Below are 21,830 nucleotides of genomic sequence, written 5' to 3'. Positions count from 1 at the left end.
ATGATGGGAAAAATAATGAAAATCAAAAGAGCAACGGTCAAACGCCGGCTGCTGCTGACGGCCGCGTGCCTGTTGGCGCAACCAGCGATTATTGCCACTGCCCAGGCGCAAACAGCGCCGATATGGGCGGATGAATTTGATGGTGAGCGGATCAACCGCGATATCTGGACCTTCAACACCGGTGGCGATGGCAACGGCAATGGCGAGCTGCAGTACTACACCGCCTCGCAGAATAACGCCTACCTGGAAGACGGTAACCTGGTCATCGAAGCCAAGCGGGAAGCCTACGAAGGTAAGGAATTCACCTCGGCACGCCTGCACACCAACGGGCGTATGAGTTTCAAATACGGCACCCTGGAAGCGCGTATCAAGTTGCCGAAGCTGGACAATGGCCTGTGGCCGGCGTTCTGGATGCTGGGAGATAACTTCGGTGTCGACGGTTGGCCAAAATCCGGTGAAATCGACATCATGGAAGCGGGGTTCAAGTCCGCCATTGACGACGGCACCGTGAACAATGCGGTTTCCGGCGCGCTGCACTGGTGGCATGAGACCGGCGACTGGAGTGACTGGCTACAGGCAGACCACGCCGCCGATGTGCTGCTGGACACGACCGTTTACGAGCAGTACCACACCTACAAACTGGACTGGACGCCGTCGGAAATCGTGATTTCCGTGGACGACACCCAGATCCTGACCATGGATATTACCGACCCCAACCTGTCGGAATTCCGCGATAACCCCAACCATATCCTGCTCAACCTCGCGGTGGGCGGCTGGAATTTTGTCGAGATCGAAGACCCGGCGCTGATTACCGCGGATTTTCCGGCCAAAATGCTGGTGGACTATGTTCGCCTGTATGCGAATGAATACACCGAACTGGAAGTGGCCAGTGACGGCTACTATAGCGGTGACTTCGGCATCATGACCGAGACTCATCCGGTACTGGATGAGTTCAACTGGGGCGACAAAGCCAACCTGTACATCTGGAACAACATGACCACCGTGGCGACAACGCCGGCGGAAGGCAGTGCTGCTTTGTCTTACTCGGTCGCCGCCGGCGACTGGTGGGGCATGGGTCTGTTGCACAAAGATTACAACATGCGCAATTACGCGCATGGCTATCTCCACTTCGATGCCAAGGTGAATTCCAACGTGGCGATCGAAGTGAACCTGGCCAGTACTGCCGGTGGTGATGCCAAGGTCACCCTGGCCGAAGGTGGTGACCAATACGGACTGGAGCGGGATGGCGAGTGGCACCACGTGGCAATCCCCATGTCCAAATTCGGCGGCCTGGACCTGGAAACCATCAAGACCTTCTTCAGTGTGTCCGGTCCCGGTGCCGCGGAAGATTTTGAAATCGCCTTCGACAATATTTACCTCACCGAAAGCGTGGCCCTGGAAGCGCCGGAGTACGGCAGCTACGGTATTTATACCGAAACCAGCGCCAATATGGATGCTGGCAACTTCGGTTTCGGTGTCAACGGCGATCTGTTTATCTGGGATGAAACCCTGACGCTGAACACCGGCGATACCCGTGAGGGTAATTCTGCACTGAACCTGACTTCTACCGGCAAAGGCTGGTTTGGTCTCGGCCTGACCGCACGGGAAGGTTTCAACCTCACCGCCTTCGACAACAGCAACGCCAAGCTGCACTTTTCCATGAAAACCAGTGATCAGACCGATTTCAGAATCGGCCTGAAAGGTGGCAACGTGGATGGCATTGGCCAGCTGTGGATCGACTTCAAACCCGGCAACGATCCCTACGGCTTTGCCCGTGATGGCCAGTGGCACGACATTGTCATTCCCATGAGTGCACTGGCTGCGGATCTCGACCTGTTCGATATGCGCCAGGTATTCCAGGTACTGGGCTTTGGCGAAATTGCCGATCTCTCCATTGACAATATTTATATTTCCGGTGGCGAGCAGGCCAAGGATCCGGGTACCGATGGCGAAGTGGTCAACCGCGCGCCCATGGCTGCAGTAAAACCTTCGGTAATGGGCGGACCTGCCGGCACAACCGTTACGCTCGACGGTAGCCAGTCTTCCGACGTCAACGGCGATGCGCTGACCTACAGCTGGGATTTCGGTGACGGTACTACCGGTACCGGTGCAACCGTGGCACACACCTATGCGGATAACGGCAGCTATCGTGTGGTTCTCACCGTTAACGATGGTCAGGCCACCGATACGGCCGTAACCAATATTTTCATCGACGACAATTACGGCTCCGCGAAAAGCAGCAAGCGCGGGTTGGGCTATGGCCATCACTCGGTAGAAGACTTCGAGGTCATGTCCCAGGGTATTTCCTGGTGGTACAACTGGAGCCACGCCCCGGATGTGCAGATCGCGGATATTTACCAGAACTATGGGGTGGAGTTTGTACCCATGGCCTGGAACGGTGCCTTCGATGACCAGGCCATGCGCGCCTACATTGCGGCCCACCCGGATGTGAAATATATCCTCGCGTTCAACGAGCCGAACTTTATTGATCAGGCCAGCATGACGCCGTCACAGGCCGCTGCCGAGTGGCCGCGCCTGGAAGCTATTGCCGACGAGTTTGATCTGGATATCGTCAGTGTGGCGATGAACTTCTGCGGCAACTGTGTGACCGAAAACGGCACTACCTATTACGATCCGATCGATTACTTCGATGACTTCTTCGCCGCCTGTCCGGACTGCCGTGTGGATGCCATGTCCATTCACGCCTATATGCCGGTGGTGGGTGCCATCGAGTGGTACGTGGATCTGTTCAAGAAGTACAACCGCCCGATCTGGCTGACCGAGTTTTCCGCCTGGGAAGACACCACGACGGAAGCCGATCAGCAGCAGTTCCTGATCCAGACCGTGGACTACCTGGAAAATGATCCGGACGTAACCCGCTATGCCTGGTTCACCGGTCGCCGCAACGGTCATCCCTATAACGGTCTGTTCGACTACCGTCAGTCCGGTGTGCTCACCGAGCTCGGCAATATCTATGTGAATATGCCGGTACACGGCGCGGCGAGTGTGCACAACCTGCCGAAGAAAGTGCAGGCCGAAGCTTACGGCACCATGAGTGCGGTGCGCGTGGATAAAACCACCGATAGCAGCGGCTTCCTGGATATTACCGAAACCACGGCAGATAGCTGGGTGGAATACAACCTGGTGGGCGCGGCAGGCAATGCCGAGTTGAAACTGCGCGTAGCCGCGGAAGTGGCAACCAGTATCGAGGTTCTGGTCGATGGCGTCAGCCAGGGCACGGTTGCGGTAGCGGCTACCGCCGGCGCTTGGGATACCCTGACCACCAATGTGAACCTGAAAGACGGTGCGCAAACACTGCGTCTGGTATTTGGCGGTGCGGTGCAGGTCAACTGGCTGGATATCGGTGGCGAAACCGTTGACCCGGAACCGGAGCCGACCGGAAACCTGGCACTGGGTAAAAACGCGACTGTTTCCTCCATGGAAAACGGAGACCTCAGCGGCGCCGCAGCGGTTGACGGTGATATGGGTACTCGCTGGTCCAGTGCCTGGAGTGATCCGCAGTGGATTTCTGTCGATCTCGGCAGTGTATCCACCATCGACAGCGTGGTGCTGAAATGGGAAGCGGCCTACGGACGCGCCTATGAAGTACAGGTTTCCGATGATGGACAGAACTGGAGCACCGTTGCCACGGTTACCGACAGCGATGGCGGTGAAGACCTGGTTTCCGGCCTGAATGCCAGTGGCCAGCATGTTCGGGTATTTATCACCGAACGCGCGACCGGCTGGGGCGCCTCCCTGTGGGAACTGGAAGTGTACGGTAGCGGCGGTCCAGTTATTGAACCTCCCTGCTGCGAGCCGCAGCCCGGTGGCGACCTGGCTCTGAACAAGTCAGCAACCGCGTCTTCTGCGGAAGGTAACTACTGGTTTGCCGACTACGCGGTGGACGGCGACAGCGGTACCCGCTGGGCGTCGGACTTCAGTGATGACCAGTGGTTACAGGTGGATCTTGGTGCTGTCTACAGTCTCAGTCAGGTAGTACTGAACTGGGAAGGTGCCTACGGCAAGATCTACGAAATCCAGGTGTCCGATGACGGAAGCAACTGGACCACGGCTGCCAGTGTCAGCAATGGCGATGGCGGTGTCGACCAGCTAAATCTCAATGCCAATTCCAGTGGCCGCTATGTGCGGATGCAGGGCATCGAGCGCGGCACCGGCTACGGTTATTCCCTGTGGAGTTTTGAGGTCTATTGATCTCGATGATTTGAAGTGCCGGCGCTGCGCCCTACCCAGAAGGGTGTGGCGCCGGTGGTTCAAAACAACCAGCGGGTAATGTTAATCCTGCGCTGACCCTGCATTTCAGCGCATGCCGCGAGGCTGCCTTCTTTCAGATAGAAGCCTGCCGCAGTTCCCGGTACCCGCTGTTCTCTTTTTCCTGTTATTTCGTTTGCTTGCATTTTTATGGCTGCTTTTGGCGGACAGGATTTTTGCGCGCGCGAAAAACAGGATTTATCAACACGCAATGCGAGAGAAAACATGAACCGAAAAATAATTCAGCATCCGCTTGCCCGCGGGGTTGCACTGGCGGCTAGTCTTGCTGCTGGCAATGCCACCGCGCAGACATTGATCTGGTCGGATGAATTCAACAGTGGCAGTCTCGATGAGACAGTGTGGAATATCGAAACCGGGACCGGGATCAACGGTAACTGGGGTACGGGCCAGTTGGACCGCGCCACCGAGCGCCCGGAAAACCTGAATTTTATCAATGGTGTACCCGGTGCCGATGGGGGTGTCCTGTCGATCACCACCCGTAACGAATCCTATATCGATCGCGATTACACCTCCGGTCGTATTAATACACAGGGCAAGGTGGCCTTTGGTCCCGGGCACAAAATCGAAGCGCGAGTTTGGCCGCGGGATGTACGTTACCAGGGGCAGGGATTTGCTTTCTGGATGATGCCCAATGAAATTCCCTCGGGGTTCGACTACCTGATGTGGCCGCAGGGTGGTGAGGTCGACATCATGGAGTATGTGGGTTCCATTCCCTACCACAACCTCGCCACGGTGCATTACGCCTGGTTCTGGGAAAACAATGAATACCAGGACTGGAACCATGGCCACCTGGGTGGCTACTACAGCTTCAAAGATCAGCAGGGGCCGGATGAACCGGAGTGGATTGCGGTGGACCTGGGACAGAGCATGTCCTTCGATCAGGTGGTACTGCACTGGGAAGGCGCCTACGGTAAGAGCTACAAAATTCACGTGTCTGACGACAACATTAACTGGAGCGATGTTTACGCAACCAGCAATGGTGATGGCGGCACGGATACGCTGAATCTCACTGGTAGCGGTCGCTACGTGCGTATGTACGGCACCGAACGCGCCACCGAGTGGAGCTATTCGCTGTTCGAATTTGAAATCTTCGCCGGCGGTGTCAATCAGGCCTACGGTAAACCAGTGACTACCTCGAGTAGCCAGGCCAGCGATCTCACCGGTGCCAACGCGGTGGACGGCGAGTACAGCACACGCTGGAGTTCCAACCTGCGCAATCCCGGCTACGGTGGCTACCCGCCCCTGGCCGGAGATCCCAGTGCCGGCAGTAGTGGTTTCCATACCTACGGTATCAACTGGTACCAGAATCGCATCGAATTTTATGTGGATGACAATGTGTATCACATCCACTACCTGAACGATGGCGATGCCTATGCGCCGGACGGCAACGACGAGGCGCACACTCAGAAAATCGATGGCCGCCGAGTGTATGTCTCGGAATATTCCAATCACTTTGACGAGTGGCACCCGTTCGAGCGGCAGATGTATCTCATCCTTTCCGCCGGTGTCGGTGGCCCCAGCGGCTACACCTATGGCGGCGGCATAGTGCCAGAGGCGCAGTTCCCGGTATCGGTGCTGGTGGATTGGGTGCGGATTTACCAGATCGATGACGACGGCGAGTCTACCTTGCCGGATCCACAGCCTGACCCGGATCCAGAGCCGGAAGGAGATCTGGCGCAGGGAAAAAGTGCCACTGCATCCTCGAGCGAAAGTGAAGCCATGAACGCGACGGCCGCGGTCGACGGTAATAGTGAAACCCGTTGGGCCAGTGCCTGGAATGACGGTGAATGGCTTGCGGTGGATCTCGGGGCCAACTACACCATCGACCAGGTGTTGCTGGAATGGGAAGCCGCCTTCGCCTCGGGCTATCAGGTGCAGGTGTCCGGCGATGGCCAGAGCTGGCAGACGGTGCGCACCGTGGTCGATGGCGACGGTGGTCAGGATGTGATTGCGAACCTGAATGCCAGTGGGCGCCACCTGCGGATTCTGGTGGATCAGCGCGGTACCGGTTATGGCGCATCCCTGTGGGAGCTCGAAGTCTTTGGCGATAGCGGTGTGCCGGTGGATTCCGACGTGGACAAGGCGGCAGGAAAACCGGTCGCGGCATCGTCTGTTGAGGGGAATTACTGGTTTGCGGAATACGCGGTAGACGGCAATCCGAGCACCCGCTGGGCCAGTGACGCCAGCGACCCTCAGTGGATCAGTGTGGATCTTGGCGCGGTGGAGCCACTCAGCAAAGTGGTACTCGATTGGGAAGCCGCTTTCGGCAAAAGCTACCAAGTGCAGCTCTCCAATGACGGTGTCAATTGGGTAACGGCAGCCAATGTTTCCAACGGCGATGGCGGCGTGGATGAAATCGCGATTAGTGGTAGTGGTCGCTATGTGCGCATCTTCGGCACCGAACGCGGCACCGGCTATGGCTATTCCCTGTGGCGCTTTGAGGTTTACTGAGCGTCGTTAAAATAAAAAAGGGCACCGAACGGAGTCGGTGCCCAAAACGCCTATCAAACTGCGTGGTAAAAATGGACGATCAGCAGCTTTTATCCGCTGGGAAAATTTTTGTCTGTCAGGGGATATTCGCCTTCTCGAATTCAGCCACATACAGCGGCGGGCGGTCGAGGAACTGGGCCCAGCGGGTATCGCCATCGAGATAGGTTTTCTGGAAGGCCAGCGCCAGTTGCCCCACGTAGCGGTTGGCATCTTCCGGCCCGCCCCATGCAAAGTGGCCGACGTTGGACGCTTCGTAAAACAGCTTTGGTACACCGTAGGGGATATTGCGGTAGACCCCGTCACTCTGCCCAAGGCCACCGAGATAAGTCGTATCGAGTGAGCCATTAAACAGAATCGTCGGGATACGGGTGTTGCGGCCACTGGAATCGCTGTCCACCGCGGTAAGGTTGTGCCCCGCGAAAGACATGGCGGTTCTCAAGCCGCTGTATTCTGCAGAGGTAATCCAGGTGGCACCGCCACCCATGGACCAGCCAGTTGCACCGAAGCGGCTGGTATCCAGTTTGCCCCGCAGCGGGCTGCCGTAACGGGTATTTTCATCCTTCATCGCATCCAGTACGTCCTGCTGCTGATCTGCGCGGGAGTCTACGCTGTCATAGATAGTGCGACTGTCCATGGTGACCAGAACTATGCCGTGTGAGGCAAAGAAGGGGCCCCAGTCGCGGTACATGATCTGGGTGCCGGTGTAGGGCGGGGTGAACACCAGCAGGGAGTAGGGCGGCGCGGCATCGGTGGGGTAGTAAACGGTTGCACCGCCGGGCGTAGAGAAGGCGGGCATGCTATAGCTGTCGTAACGGAAAGGACCGTTGTCACTGTAGCTCCCCGGTGTGTCTTCATAGCGACAGATGGCATCGGAAGGACAGCTTTGTGCCTGTGCGGTGGTGCCGGAAAAAATACCGCCCAGAATTATGCCCAGTGCCGGCAGCAGGTTTTTTATCCGCTGGTTTTTCATCATTACTTTTTTCATCACTATCGTATTTGCCTCAATTGATTGGATTTATTCTCGGCCGAATTCAACCTGGCCCCTGTGGCCATAAAAAACTGCGTTATGACAAACAGCGCTCTCGGATACAGTGCTCTTGAAAAATAGTTGTATGAGTTGGCGTGCCGCGAGCTGGGTCAGATTAGGTTGTGAAGCCCCTGGCCAGAAAGCACATAAAGCACCAAAAAGCCGCGTTAAGGTCCTCTGCTGTCACACTGGCGTTGAATCCATTGCGTTGCTGTATGAAATTCTCTTGCGCAGACATTTCGGATCAGCGATTTTTAACCGGTCGCTATTCGCGAATTATTTTTCGATTACCTGAAGGGTAACTGTGTGAAAATTTTTATTACCTGTGCGGTTATTGTATTTATTGCGGCTGTTGTGATTGCCGCGGGCTTTGCCGGCGATGCGGCCGAGCCAGAAATTGCGATAGATAGTGCTGCGGCAGTGAATCAGGCGCTTGCTGCAGAGTCGCAAGCGATTGTGCAACCGGATGTACCGGCGGCCGCAGGGGAAGTGGCAGTGGCGAATACCGTGGATGCCGTGGCGGCAGTCGAGGCACAAGTAGAGTCGGCAGACGTCCCGTTTGACACGCTGCCTGTTTACGATGCACTACTGGCCCTGAATTTTTCTGCGGACGAATCCCTGCTGCTTGACCGCAATACCCTCGCCGCGTTGCAGGCAATGGAAGCCGCACTGGGGCCGGACGCGGATGCTGACGCCGTCGCCCAGTTACGCCAGCTATTGGAAGAAGCGCTGCCAGCGGGTATCGCCCTGCAGCTGATGGAATTGACCAGTCAGTATTCCGCCTATCGCCGCGCTGAGCTGGATGTGCACGCGGCCCGATCGCCGCACACCACTGACCCGATGCAGGGCTATGACCAGCTAGTGGCCTTGCGGCGGACATACCTGGGGGAAGAGGCGGCGGGCAAACTGTTTGCGGAAGAAGAGGCGCAATTGCCCTACATGACCTCGGCCTTTGCGGTGGCCCGGGATGAAAATCTCACGGAGGAGGCGCGCCGGGCGCGTTTGTCGGAGCTGCAGGCGGCCTTCAATGATACCGCTAGCCGGATGGATTCCCCCCTGGCAAAACAGGTACTGGCTGCGCGGGTGGCGAGAATGCGGGCAGGAGGTGCCAGCGAGGAGGAAGTCTTTGCCCTGCGCAATCGCCTGCTGGGCAGTGCCGAGGCCCAGCGCCTGGCGGAAGCAGATCAGGCCACCGGGGTGGCTCGCTGATCTGCTGTTGGGGGGCGGGAATGTTTTGGGACTGAGGTTACTGGCGCGACGGGTATTACTGGGTGTCGGCCTGAGACTGGGCTGCCAGCGCCTGCTTGCGAAACTCGGTGGGTGACATACCGACAAGTCGACTGAAAAAGCGGTGGAAAGCCGATTTGCTGTTGAAGCCGGATTCCAGCAGCACGTCCAGCACCGTCATATCGGCCTTTTCCGGGTCCGACAGCAGCGTTTTGGCGGCTTCCACCCGGTAGCTGTTTACATACTCGAAGAAGTTGGTGCCGAAGTGCTTGTTGATCACCGCGGAGACCTCTTTTGCGGGCAGGTCTATGCGGTCTGAAAACTGTTCCAGGTTGAGGTTTTTCTTCAGGTAGATCCGGTCTTCCTCCATCGCCGTGCGCACCTTGGCAATGGCCGGCTCGGAGGGTTCCTCCTCGCTGGTGGTCTCGCGTGTCTCTTCTTTTGGCTGGGTCACCAGCAACTGGTGGGCGTAGGTCAGGCTGTAGGCAAAGAAGGCATTGATCAGGATAAAGGTCAGGTAGTTGTCGGCGATGCCCATATAGTCGGCGACGATATCGCTGGAGAACTTTGCCACCACATGCACCAGCATGGTCCATGTCCAGGAAATACAGACCCCCCAGGCCAGGGAGAAGAGCCAGTGCAGCTCGACTTCGGAGTAGTGGGAATACTCGTCTTTCAGGGCGTGGCGGTAGCGGCGGATCTGCAGCAGGGCGGCAATCGCATAGATGAATGGCACCAGCGAGGCCAGGTCCCAGATAAATTCGATGGCGGTAGCAGGAAGCGTCTGCCCGGTATCCGGAACGTGCCGCAGGTCGCTGCTGGATATCCCGAAAATTGCGATGCACATCAGCACCAGTAGTGCGGGAAGCAGGTGCAGCGCCTGGCGGCGATTGAGTGCCAGTTTCTGCTGGGTCAGGGAGCACACATACAGATAGATCGCCGGGCCTTTCAGCAGCAAGGCGGCAAACAGCAGATAGGGCAGTAGGGTCTGCTCAAACCAGGGTGCCAGGGAAAACTGGTCGTTCCACAACAGCAGGGTACAGCCGGAAGCCGTGGCGATAATCAGCAGGAATGCGGTGAGCAGCCTTCCATCGTGGCGGGCACGGGTTGGCAGTATCGACTGGAACACCGCCAACAGCAGGCATTCCGCCGCGGTCATCAGCAGAACCACGTCGTGGATGTTGAATATGTATTGTTTCATTGGGCCATCGCAGGTCGGGATTTTTTCGTTTTTATGTTTTTATCGCTCTTATGCGAGGCAGTATAAGAGAAATCCCCGGGGGGGAGGAGATCTGGCGGCGACCATCCGTACAGATACAGCTCCCGCTTGTGGTGTGAGGCAAAGTGATACCGCCCAGTTTGCGGATTTTCAGAAAGTGGGGCGACCGGTGCACCCCGCGAGCGCACACTGGTTCCATCGATTGTTTGCGCAGTGGCGGGCGCAGTAGGGAGAATGCTCAATCGGGGGTTTCCCCTTATGGGTTTCTCTCAGTGGTTTCCCTGCAAACGCCGCGGTGTAGTCACTCGACATCATCTCTCTTCTCCCGCTAGTGGGTCCTTTCTCGTCGACCTCCCGTAAATTAGCTGGACCGGCAGGTTACTCCTGCCGGTATTTTTTTGTGTATGGAATCAAGCTTGCGGACTGGTCAGTCGCTACTTCCCCCTGCTGGCGCCTCCTCCCCCCAACTTTGTGACCGGAACCGGCGGGGAGGGCTGGAGTTTTTGTCGGCAAATCATTACCTTATACCGCCATTTTTTCAGGGGTTGTGCCGGGTCGCCGACGTCGGCGGTACAGGCCATCCATAAGGAACGTGTTAAGGAAAGCGCCATGACTAGAATCGTCGCGGACATCGGCGGCACTAACGCCCGCTTCGCCATTGCCCATCCGCATCAGGGGGGCTATCGGCTGGAAGCTATTCATGTGGTGAATTGCGCCAAATTTGGGGATTTTTACTCCGCGCTTGGTCAATGGCTCGAAACGCTTGAGTGCGAGCGCCCCAAGCAGGCCTGTATTGCGGTTGCCGGGCCGGTGAAAAAGACACCGCAAGGTGGCCAGGTCACCATGACCAACCTGGGCTGGGATATCCGTGCCGAGGAGCTGTGCGCCCGATTTGCGCTGGAGCGCGCCCTGGTGGTCAATGATTTTGCGGCGTTGGCGCTGTCCCTGCCGCGGTTGCAGGCGGAAGACAAGTGGGCCCTGCGGGACGTGCCGTCTGAGACCAACGGCTGCATGGCGGTACTCGGCCCGGGTACCGGACTCGGGGTGGCCGCCATCATCCACGAAGCCGGCGCCTACCGGGTGGTACCGGGGGAGGGCGGGCACGCCAACCTGTCTGCGGGCAGTGAGCGCGAGCTGGAGTTGCTGCAGATCCTGGCCCGCGAACAGATGCCGGTTTACAACGAGTATGTGCTGAGTGGCGGTGGCCTGGTCAACCTGTACCGGGCGGTATGCGCACTGCACGGCCGCCCGGCAGAAGATCTCACGCCCCCGGATGTCAGTAGCCGCGGCCTGGATGGCTCCGACCCGCTGTGCCGCGAAACCCTGATTGACTTCCTCAACTTCCTCGGCAGTGCCGCTGGTGATGCGGCCCTTTACTATGTGGCCCGCGGCGGCATCTTCCTGGGCGGCGGCGTACTGCCGCGGATCGAGTCCCTGTTGCCGGAGAGTCAGTTCGAGCAGCGTTTCACCAATAAAGGCCGCCTGAGCGAATGGTTGCAGGGCGTGCGCGTTGAGGTGCTCAAGGCCGGTTACCCTGCGTTGATCGGCGCCGCAGCCTGGCTGGAGCGCTGAGGCGCCCCCGGCTGGCTCCCCTTCTTTTTTGATCAACTTCTCCCCAGTTACAGGCTGAACATTTTTTGTTCAGCCTGTATAATTCCGCGCTTGGTGTACGACTGCGGGCCCCTCCTCCTCTACGGCCCTCAGCATCTCCCCCCTCCTCCCCCTTGGGGGTGGAGGATATGGACTTCGGGTAGGCCTAGGATGGCATTACTCACCATAACGATAAGTCCAAGGGAGAAGATGATGAGTCTGACTAACAAACGTTTCCGGCCGGCGCTGCTATCAGCGGCCATCGCCGCGTCCGTCACTTCCATGGGAGTGTTCGCACAGGAAGAAGGCAACACTAGCCTGGAAGAAATTACCGTTACCGGTTTCCGTAAGAGTCTGCAGGACTCCATCGGCACCAAGCGCGATGCCAAGGCCGTAGTTGAGGCCATCTCTGCCGAAGACATCGGCAAGCTTCCGGACTCTTCTATCGCTGAATCGCTTGCCCGCCTGCCGGGTTTGGCAGCGCAGCGCCTGGACGGTCGCTCCAGCCGAGTAAGCATCCGTGGTTTCGGCGAGAATGAGAGCGCCACTACCTTTAACGGTCGTGAGCAGGTGTCCATCGGTGACAACCGCGGTGTTGAGTTCGATCTCTACCCATCTGAGATCATGAGCGGTGTAACTGTCTACAAGACCCCGACTGCCAGCCTGGATGCGGAAGGCATCGCGGGCGTTATCGACATGCAGACCATCAAACCGCTGGAGCGTGGCGAGCGTGTAATCAAGTTCAACGCTCAAATGGAGCAGACCAGCTTCGACAAGCTGAATCCGGACGGTGAAGACCAAGGCGAGCGCGCTACCTTCGCCTATGTTGACCAGTTCGCTGACGATACCATCGGTGTAGCTTTCGCCTACAACACCATGAGCTCCCCGAACCAGGAAGAGCGCTGGAATGCCTGGGGTTATTGGGACTTTGAGGTCGACGGTCAGCCCTACTCCATCCTCGATGGTGCCAAGCCGTTCGTGCGCTCCTCTGTACTGGATCGCGACAGCGCCATGGTCGTGGTTGAGCTTCAGCCGAACGACAAGCTGCATGCCACCTTCGACGCGCTTTACGTGGACTTCTCCGATAACAAGATCCTGCGCGGCATCGAGATCCCCGGCTACCCGTCTCAGGGCCTGGTGGCGAACGAAGTCGATGAAGCAACAGGCTTCCTTACTTCCGCTACTTTCGTTGGTACCAAGCCGCTGGTGCGCAACGATATGGAAAACCGCGAAGCTGAACTGAATTCCTTCGGCTTCAACCTCGAATACGATGTCAACGATGACCTGCAGCTCGAGTTCGATGCCAGCCACTCGTCTGTTTCGCGTGAGATCTGGAGCTTCGAGAGCTACGCCGGTACCGGCCGTGGTCACGTTAACGGTGACCTGGGTGAGCGCGATGACCTCACTTACACCCTGAACTCCGGTAACTCCGGTGCCATGTTCGACCACAACCTGAACTATGGCGACTACGACCTGATCAAGCTGGGTGGACCATTGGCATGGGGCTGGAGCTCCGCGCTGAACGAAAAATATGGTCTCGCTTGTGATGGCGATACTCCGGACCTGAACTGTAACCAGGCTCAGGACGGCTTTATCAATGCACCGGAAATCGACGACGAACTGACCTCTCTGAAGCTGGCCGCGACCCAGATGGTTGACGCCGGTATCGTTAAGGAAGTCAGCTACGGCGTTTCCTTCCGCGACCGTCAGAAGGACAAGCGCTCCCAGGGTTACTTCATGACTCTGGCCGATTTCCCGGAAACCATCACTGTGCCGGAAGAGTATCGTCTGGGCACTGTTTCCCTGGACTTCATCGGCATGGGCGACATGATTGCCTATGATTCCGCGGCTATGCTGGCGGACGGCTACTACGACCTGACCGACGAATCCCTGACCAACCTCGGCCACCTGACCAAGTCCTACTCTGTAGGCGAAAAGGTTACTGCGGCCTTTGCTCAAGCCGACTTCGAAACCGAAGTTGCTGGCCTTGCGCTGACCGGTAATTTCGGTGCGCGTTATGTGTACACCGAGCAGGAGTCCCAGGGTTACGCGGGTCAGGTAGTTGACGGCCTGGTGCAAGTCTCCCCGACTTCCATCAGCCACGACTACAGCCACTTCCTGCCGAGCCTGAACATGGCGCTGGCACTGACCGAAGACCAGAATCTGCGTTTCGGTGCGGCCAAGACCATCTCTCGTGCGCGCATGGACGAGATGAATGCATCTCTGAACACCAGCTACAGCGTCACCCCGGACACCAACGGTAACTACTGGAGTGTCAGCGGCGGTAACCCGATGCTGGAGCCGAAGGAAGCGATTGGCGTTGACCTGTCCTACGAGAACTACTTCAGCGAAGAAGGTTACTTCTCCGTGGCGGTGTTCTGGAAAGACCTGAGCCAGTGGCACTTTGATGGCACTTACGCTGTGGATATGAGCGGTGTTGCCGATCCGGCTACCGGTCTGGTTCCGGAAAACTCCGCGGGCACCGGTAACGGTAAAGTCAATGGCGGTGGCGGCACCCTGCAGGGCTACGAATTGTCTGCAACCCTGCCGTTCAACATGTTCCACGAGAGCCTGGATGGTTTCGGTCTGGTGGCCAGCCACACCGGTGTAAGCTCTGACATCGAAGACCAGAACGGTAACGAATACGAGCTGCCGGGCCTGTCTGACAGCATCCAGACCCTGACTGCGTACTACGAGAACTACGGTTTCTCCGCACGTACCAGCCTGCGTAAGCGCTCTGACTTCAAAGGTGAAGTGTACGGTATCGGTTTTGACTCCGTGCAGGTGGACGTAGTGGGTGAAACTCTGGTCGATGCACAGATCGGGTACGACTTCGCTGATTCCGGTATCGGTGGACTGGAAGGTCTGTCAGTATTCCTGCAGGGCGTAAACCTGACTGATGAGCCTTTCACTACCCTGAGTGGTGACAACTCGCTGCAGGTTCGTGACTTCCAGAGCTACGGCAAGACCTACCTGTTGGGCTTCAGCTACGAGCTGTAATGCCTTCCAGATAGACTAGCCTCTCAGGCAAAAGGCCCTTGCGATCCCGTATTGCAAGGGCCTTTTTTCTTTGTATTCCGGGTACAGGTGTTTCGGATGGAAGACGGAAAAATCAAACGGCTGGTTATTCTGGGGGGCGGTACTGCCGGCTGGATGACCGCGGCGCTGATGGCGCGCACCATGGCCTCGACCGTGGATATTACCCTCGTGGAGTCGGACCAGATCGGTACGGTCGGGGTAGGGGAGGCCACCATCCCGCCGATTCTCAATTTCAACAGTGCGCTGGGGCTGGATGAGCAGGAATTCCTCCAGGCAACCAAAGGCACCATCAAGCTGGGGATCCAGTTTGAAAACTGGTCCCGTGAAGGTGAGCGCTATATGCACGCCTTCGGTGCCATCGGCAAAAATCTTCCTTTCTGTGACTTTCACCACTGCTGGCTGCGAGCTCGTGCCCAGGGCGATCAGTCCAGTTACTGGGATTACTCGCTGAACTACCAGGCGGCGATCAACAACCGTTTTGCGCCACTGGCTCGAATTCCCAACACCAATCTGGAAGGGATTGCATACGCCTACCACTTTGACGCCGGGCTCTATGCCCGGTTTCTGCGTCGCTACAGCGAGGAGCGGGGCGTTAAGCGTGTGGAGGGCAAAGTCGCTGAGGTACGTCAGAATGGCGACACCGGCTTTGTGGAAGCGCTGTTGCTTGAGAGTGGGGGAGTGATTGAGGGCGACCTGTTTGTCGACTGCTCTGGATTTGCCGGTGTGCTGATTGATAAAACCCTGCACACCGAATACGAAAACTGGGCACAGTGGCTGCCGTGCGACCGCGCGATTGCCGTACCCAGTACCTCGACCGATCAGCTGCCGCCGTATACTCGCTCCATTGCCCATGCGGCTGGGTGGCAGTGGCAAATTCCCCTGCAGCACCGCACCGGTAACGGCATGGTGTATTCCAGTAGCCACTGGAGCGATGAGCAGGCCAGGACGGCATTGTTTGCCAATCTGCCGGGCGAGCCGCTGGCGGATGCGCGGGTGATTCCTTTCCGCACTGGACACCGCAAGCAACAGTGGAATAAAAACGTGGTGAGCCTCGGTTTGGCGAGCGGGTTTCTCGAGCCACTCGAGTCAACGTCTATTCACCTGGTGCAGTCCGCGGCGACAAGGCTGATCAAGTGTTTTCCCCATCGTGGTATTCACGCCGCGGAGGTTACGGAATTCAATCGCCAGTCACGAGTTGAAATGGAAAGAATCCGCGACTTCATCATTCTGCATTACAAGGCTAACCAGCGCCGCGATGGCGGTTTCTGGCAAGCCTGCGAAGAAATGTCAGTTCCGGATTCTCTTCAGGCGAAGATGGAGCTGTTTCGCGCGACCGGCAAGGTTTTTCGGGACTATGAAGACCTGTTTACCGAAGCGGCATGGCAGCAGGTGCTGATTGGCCAGGGTTTGATACCTGAGGACTATCACACTCTCGCGGACAAACTTACCGAAACCCAACTTCAGGACCTTTTGCAGAGCCTGAAAACCCTGGTGCAGGGCACCGTTAAACAACTGCCTCCACACACACAGTTTCTGGCCGGACGCCGCTAATTAACATCAGGCTGTGTTAGAAAAATGTAAAACGAAAATCTGCCAAAAATAAAATGGGGCGCCGCCAGGCGCCCCATTTTATTTTTCACATTGCCGGCCATACAGCCAGCTTACCGCCTGCGGAAACGTCCTCCGCCAGAATGCCTCGTTGTGCTCACCTTTCGCATCAAGCCTCGCCTGCCATTGTTCGGGAATACTGTGCTCTGCCAGTAGCTTTTGCATACGGTTGAATCCCTCCGTCATGGATGACCCCTCCAGCGCGCCCGTTACCAGGTACACCCGCGTATCCGCCAGTGCGGCATTGTCTTGCGTCGCCGCGAATATATCCGGCGCTATCCAGTAAGACGGTGAAAATATTCCGGCAATACCAAAAGTCTGGGGGTGTCGGTTGATTGCATGGTTGGAGATAAGTCCGCCCATGGAGCTTCCCATTATCGCGGTGTGCTTCCGCTCGGGGAGTGTGCGGAAGGAGCGGTCTATGTGGGGCTTTAGCTCCTTAACCAGGAAGTCCACATAGGCATCGCCTTCGCCCTTGCCGAAACGCGCATTGTCATAGGGGTTCAATTCTGTCATGCGCAGTTTGTCGCCATGATCCACCCCTATAACGATTATTTCCAGGCCGCAGGTCTGTGCCAAGTGATTGAGCGTTTCATCCACACCCCATTCGCCGACATAGGAGGTAGCATCATCGAACAGGTTTTGTCCGTCGTGCATATACAGTACCGGATAGTGCGTATCGGATTCGTCGTAACTCTCGGGCAGATAAACGCGGTAGCTGCGCTCTCGTTGCAGGGTGCCCATTTCGACGGCGGGCATGACGTGAACGTTCGGTAGAGCAGTGGAGCTTGATGCTGGCGGTATGCTGGCAATTATGGGTTGGGTAGCCAGCATTAAAGTCGCGGCGAGGGTGAGCTTCTTGTGCATTGTTCTGTCTCTTGGTTCAGGGCCAGAGTGTCAGTATCCAATGTCTGCGGGAAGCGTACTTCAGCCTTCACTGGGGAGGAGACAGGGAATGGAAGGCCCCGCGAATGCGGGGCCGGAAGACAAGGGTGTCAGTGCGCGGTTGTGGTAAAGGCGTTACACACCATCACATCGGTTTCCACGGAGCCGATGACCCGCTCGGCGGTATTGCCGCGCAGTAGTGAGCCGGTTTCCCCGTACTGGTTCAGGGTGCCCATCACCACCACATCGGCGTCGATCTCCTTGGCGATCTCGGCTACCACTTCGTTGGTGTAGCCCTGCTTTACGTGGATACGGTCGGTGGGTACGCCGGTTTTTTGCGCCAACTTGGCCAGGGCGCCGCGATCGGGATACAGCATGGAATCCAGGAAGGCATTCACCAGATGCAACTCGGCACCGTAGACTTCGGCGATATAGCCCGCACGCTCGGTAATCTGCCGGTTGAGCTGGCGCTGCTGGGTGGTCTGGGCTTGGTAGTTGACGGTGGCCAGTACCACTTTGCGGCGGTCCTTGGCACCGGGGCGAATCAGTACCACCGGGCACTTGGCGTGCTTCAGTACCTGCCACTTGGACTCGGCGAAGGTAAAGCGGCGGCTGCTGGTACGCGCGTGCACCGGCAGGTAGATCATTTCCGCGTTGTAGCGCTTGGATTCCTGAATGATCGCGCCCTGCCAGTCACTGGACCAGCAGACGTTGATTTCAAACTCCACGCCGGCCTCTTCGATGGGCTTGCGGATCTGGTCGCGGAACCAGAACTCGTCGCGGAACAGGTGATCGTTCACTGCGCGGGTGTCGACGGCTTCGCCATCCACGGCGACGAATACCGCGAGTTTGGGTTGTGGATTGCGCTCGCGGGCGGTGGCCAGGGCGCGCTCCAGCGCTACGTGGCGGTCATCGTTGGGGTCTACTACCACGAATACGATGGGTTTTTCCTGCATGTTCACTCCTTCAAATTTGGAAATCTGGTCCCTAAGTTCTCTCATTAAGAGTCTCTCATTGAGAGTTCTCTCCGCATGCCGCGCATCAGCGGACGTGAGCGGATACCACCCTTTGTTCTGAATGCCTGAAATCGGCTTGTGGGTGGCCCCATGACTGGGAGGTCAAGCCTATCACCGGCCGCTGCTTTTTTCATCTACGCCCCACCCCAGGAGGATGAAACCGTAGGGCTGGCGGGTACATTAGGCTGCAGTGATGACCGTTCGATAACGACCGAGAGAAGATAATGAGAAAAATGACCGGTTTGGCAGCCCTGATCTCCGCAGCGGCACTGACCATCAGCGCCTGTTCCGATAGCGAGTCTGTTTCTGCAGCTGGCGCCCGGGAGAATACTCAGGCGGCCGCATCATCGCCGGAAACGGCGGCCCCTGTATTGACTCATGTCAAGTCGAGCGCGGCGGACCAATTCTGGAACAACGCCACCATTTATTTCATGCTTCCGGATCGCTTCCACAACGGCAACCCGGATAATGACCTGGCTTACGGTCGCAAAAACGACGCGGCCTATATGCGCGGTTTCCTTGGCGGTGACCTGCGCGGTGTGATCCAGAAACTGGAAGAAGGCTACTTCACCGACTTGGGTGTGGATGCCATCTGGATGTCGCCGATCATCGAAAACGTGCACGGTTTCGATGAGGGAGACAAGCGCACCTATGCCTTCCACGGCTACTGGCCCAAGGACTGGACCAATGTGGACGAAAACTTCGGTACCGAAGATGAGCTGGCCGAGCTGATCCAGGTCGCCCGCAGCAAGGGTGTGCGTATCCTGCTGGATGTGATCATCAATCATACGGGGCCGGTAACCAGTGAAGACCCCCTGTGGCCGTCGGACTGGGTGCGCACCAACCCCCAATGTGACTGGAGCAGCTTTGCCCAGAACGTGCAGTGCGCCTTGACCGACAACCTGCCAGATATTCTGACTGAGAGCGAAAAACCCGTAGAGCTGCCGCCACAGCTCACTGAGAAGTGGCAGCGCGAAGGTCGCCTCACGCAGGAAGTAGCCGAGCTCGACGCTTTCTTCGAGCGCACCGGTTATCCGCGCGCGCCCAAATACTACATCGTCAAATGGCTTACCGACTGGGTGCGCGAATACGGTGTGGATGGCTTCCGCGTAGATACCGTAAAACACGTGGAGCCGGAAATCTGGGCTGTACTCAAGAAGGAAGCGAGTATCGCACTGGAAGAGTGGAAGGCGAACAACCCACAAGAGAAACTGGATGATCGCGGATTCTTTATGGTGGGTGAGGTTTTCCACTACGGTGTGAAGGATTTCGCCAGCAGTGACGGCCGTTTATACGATTTCGGCGACCGTAAGGTGGACTTCTTCGACTACGGTTTCGACAGTCTGATCAACATGGGCTTCGCTGCACACGCGTCTCAGGATATGGAAAGTATTTTTAGCGAATACTCCAGCATTTTGCACGGCGGCGAGCTGGAAGGCGTTTCCGTACTGAATTACCTGGGCTCCCACGACGACCACCACTCGTTTGACCGCGAGCGCAAACAGGTGAAAAGTGCCGCGCTGAAACTGATGCTGGCCCCGGGTGCTGCGCAGATTTATTACGGCGACGAAATTGCCCGCCCGATGATTGATGAGCAGGCTTACGGCGATGCTTCCATGCGTGTGCCGATGGACTGGAGCAGCATTGAGCAGGCAAAGACCAGTGAGATTCTGAGCCACTGGCAGAAACTCGGACAGTTCCGTCAGTCCCACGTAGCTGTAGGTGCCGGTGTACACAAGCAGCTGAGCGAAGCACCGTATATTTTCTCCCGCACGCTGGACGAAGATCGCGTGCTGGTCGCACTGGATATGTCAGTCGGCGAAAAGTCCGTGAATACTGGTGAGGTATTTGCCGAGGGCACCTTGGTGAAAGATTACTACTCCGGCGCCGAGGCCCGGGTGGAAAACGGCTCCCTCACGTTTGATACCGAGTTCGACACCCTGCTATTGGGTGCGATTGAATCTACAGAATTGAGCGCGCGCTAAAGTATCTAATTTGCGAATCATCTGGTCATTCCCGCGAATGCGGGAATCCAGGCATCCCGGGGTCAGGTAAGACCCCAATCTTCTCTTTCTCGTCGAAAGGCTTGTCGATACCAGGACTTCTGGTATCGGCTTTTTTTTGCCTGTCATTATGCTTATGCGAAGTCTGTGATATCTGTCAGGGATCATGGCCGGCCCAGCCATTGATCTACCTGTTGTTACTCCTGACAATTGTGACAACAGAATCCATGACGAAATTAGCTTGTATGTCTGCCGACCATAAAAGCCAGCAAGAACAGGCCCGGGCTCAAAGAGTGGCCAGTGTCTATAAGCACACCTGGACGCTGGCAATCAGCCACCCCGTTGCCGGTGCCCTGCTAATTGCGGGCTTTTGGGGGGTGGCATCAAGCGTTCAATTGGTGCTCTGGTTGTGCAGTCTTGTAGCTGTCTCTTTTGTGCGGATACCGCTGTACTTCGCTTATCTACGGAATGCGGATGATTTGTCAGACTGTGGGCGCTGGCAGCGCTACTTTGCAATGATGTCTGCGCTTCAGGGAAGCCTGTACGGTCTCGCATGGTTCGCCTTTGTGCCGGCAGGCGATCCCACTTACTCACCGGTTGTGAGCATGTGGGTGATGGGGCTGAGTGCCTGTGCAGTGGTCGGTTATGCAGCGGACCCCAAGACGCTGTTCGCTTTTTTCCTTCCTACCGTTGTCCCCGGCATCGGCTTCCTAATCAGTGCTGGCACATACCAGTCCTACGTGCTCGCCATGGCGCTTTCGGTATACGCGGTAGTGATTTTACTGGCGTTTCTGCCTGTGCACCGGTCAATTGCGCGCTCGATCGAGCTGAACATCAGATTGCGTGCGCTTTCTTTACAAGATGGACTTACCGGACTGTCGAACCGTCGCCATTTTGATGAATCATTGCAGGCTGAGCTGAATCGGGCCGCGCGCAACGGCCTGCCGCTTTCCCTGCTATTGCTGGATATTGACTACTTCAAGGCGTACAACGATCACCATGGCCATGTGGCAGGCGATCATTGCCTGCGGCTGGTCAGTGATGCAATAAGTCAGTGTGTGCATAGAAGTGGCGAGTTGCTGGCACGCTATGGCGGTGAAGAGTTTGCTCTGTTGCTACCAAACACGGATAGCAGACAGCTGACCGTAATGGCAAATAACCTGCACCAGGCCATCGCCCAGTGTGCCATCCCTCATCAGGGACGTCCGGATAACCTCCGACAGATAACTGCGAGTATTGGAGGTACAACTATGGAGGCGAAAGTTGCACCCAGTCCGGATCAAGTAATTCAGGATGCCGACACGGCTCTGTATGCGGCGAAGAATCACGGGCGCAATCAGAGCCACTTTTTTTGTCGTGAGCGGCGCGGGCTCCTACGAGTCGAGCCGGCCTAACCTGCATTACGAATCTTCTGGCGAGATGTCTTGCCGAGCGTT

The 21,830-nt window shown here is 57.1% G+C and carries 13 protein-coding genes; 8 read left to right on the top strand and 5 right to left on the bottom strand.

Features of this window, described 5'->3' with window-relative positions:
* Positions 1–15: 15 nt before the first annotated feature.
* Entirely contained in the window at positions 16–4,212 is a 4,197-nt protein-coding gene (locus GRX76_RS18770; protein ID WP_160154684.1) for a glycosyl hydrolase, read from the top strand.
* 59 nt (positions 4,213–4,271) lie between these two features.
* Here GRX76_RS18770 and GRX76_RS18765 read toward each other — a convergent pair whose 3' ends face one another.
* Positions 4,272–4,415, bottom strand: a complete 144-nt coding sequence (locus GRX76_RS18765) for a hypothetical protein (protein ID WP_160154683.1) — start codon at positions 4,413–4,415, stop codon at positions 4,272–4,274.
* A gap of 79 nt (positions 4,416–4,494) precedes the next feature.
* Between GRX76_RS18765 and GRX76_RS18760 the strand changes: the two genes are divergently transcribed.
* Positions 4,495–6,741 carry a discoidin domain-containing protein gene (locus GRX76_RS18760; protein ID WP_236250471.1) on the top strand — a complete coding sequence of 749 codons (2,247 nt, stop codon included), beginning with the start codon at positions 4,495–4,497 and terminating at the stop codon, positions 6,739–6,741.
* 115 nt (positions 6,742–6,856) lie between these two features.
* Here GRX76_RS18760 and GRX76_RS18755 read toward each other — a convergent pair whose 3' ends face one another.
* The gene (locus GRX76_RS18755) at positions 6,857–7,765 is read right to left on the bottom strand and encodes a dienelactone hydrolase family protein (protein WP_160154681.1); all 909 of its coding nucleotides are present in this window, start codon (positions 7,763–7,765) and stop codon (positions 6,857–6,859) included.
* 348 nt (positions 7,766–8,113) lie between these two features.
* Between GRX76_RS18755 and GRX76_RS18750 the strand changes: the two genes are divergently transcribed.
* Complete coding sequence (locus tag GRX76_RS18750; protein ID WP_160154680.1) at positions 8,114–9,016, top strand: lipase secretion chaperone; 903 nt, start codon at positions 8,114–8,116, stop codon at positions 9,014–9,016.
* Positions 9,017–9,071: 55 nt separating this feature from the next.
* Here the strand turns inward: GRX76_RS18750 and GRX76_RS18745 are convergent, their stop codons facing one another.
* Positions 9,072–10,235, bottom strand: coding sequence for an AraC family transcriptional regulator (locus tag GRX76_RS18745; RefSeq protein ID WP_160154679.1), 1,164 nt, complete (start codon positions 10,233–10,235; stop codon positions 9,072–9,074).
* A 627-nt stretch (positions 10,236–10,862) separates the two neighbouring features.
* Between GRX76_RS18745 and glk the strand changes: the two genes are divergently transcribed.
* From glk to GRX76_RS18730, 3 genes are all read left to right on the top strand, one after another.
* Positions 10,863–11,825 carry a glucokinase gene (gene glk / locus GRX76_RS18740; protein ID WP_160154678.1) on the top strand — a complete coding sequence of 321 codons (963 nt, stop codon included), beginning with the start codon at positions 10,863–10,865 and terminating at the stop codon, positions 11,823–11,825.
* Between the two features lie 228 nt (positions 11,826–12,053).
* The gene (locus tag GRX76_RS18735) at positions 12,054–14,843 is read left to right on the top strand and encodes a TonB-dependent receptor (RefSeq protein WP_236250470.1); all 2,790 of its coding nucleotides are present in this window, start codon (positions 12,054–12,056) and stop codon (positions 14,841–14,843) included.
* 96 nt (positions 14,844–14,939) lie between these two features.
* Positions 14,940–16,433 carry a tryptophan halogenase family protein gene (locus GRX76_RS18730; protein ID WP_160154676.1) on the top strand — a complete coding sequence of 498 codons (1,494 nt, stop codon included), beginning with the start codon at positions 14,940–14,942 and terminating at the stop codon, positions 16,431–16,433.
* Between the two features lie 78 nt (positions 16,434–16,511).
* Here the strand turns inward: GRX76_RS18730 and GRX76_RS18725 are convergent, their stop codons facing one another.
* Complete coding sequence (locus tag GRX76_RS18725; RefSeq protein ID WP_236250469.1) at positions 16,512–17,249, bottom strand: alpha/beta hydrolase; 738 nt, start codon at positions 17,247–17,249, stop codon at positions 16,512–16,514.
* 236 nt (positions 17,250–17,485) lie between these two features.
* Positions 17,486–18,331, bottom strand: a complete 846-nt coding sequence (locus GRX76_RS18720) for a universal stress protein (protein WP_160154674.1) — start codon at positions 18,329–18,331, stop codon at positions 17,486–17,488.
* A 284-nt stretch (positions 18,332–18,615) separates the two neighbouring features.
* On the opposite strand from GRX76_RS18720, the gene GRX76_RS18715 reads away from it, so the two are divergent.
* Positions 18,616–20,376, top strand: coding sequence for an alpha-amylase family glycosyl hydrolase (locus GRX76_RS18715; RefSeq protein WP_236250468.1), 1,761 nt, complete (start codon positions 18,616–18,618; stop codon positions 20,374–20,376).
* A gap of 200 nt (positions 20,377–20,576) precedes the next feature.
* Positions 20,577–21,788 carry a diguanylate cyclase gene (locus GRX76_RS18710; RefSeq protein ID WP_160154673.1) on the top strand — a complete coding sequence of 404 codons (1,212 nt, stop codon included), beginning with the start codon at positions 20,577–20,579 and terminating at the stop codon, positions 21,786–21,788.
* Positions 21,789–21,830 lie beyond the last annotated feature (42 nt).

Origin of the sequence: Microbulbifer sp. ALW1 (assembly GCF_009903625.1) — a bacterium.
Taxonomy (GTDB): Bacteria; Pseudomonadota; Gammaproteobacteria; order Pseudomonadales; family Cellvibrionaceae; genus Microbulbifer.
Note: the sequence above shows the minus strand (reverse complement) of the source record. Positions and strands in the feature narration are given on the sequence as shown.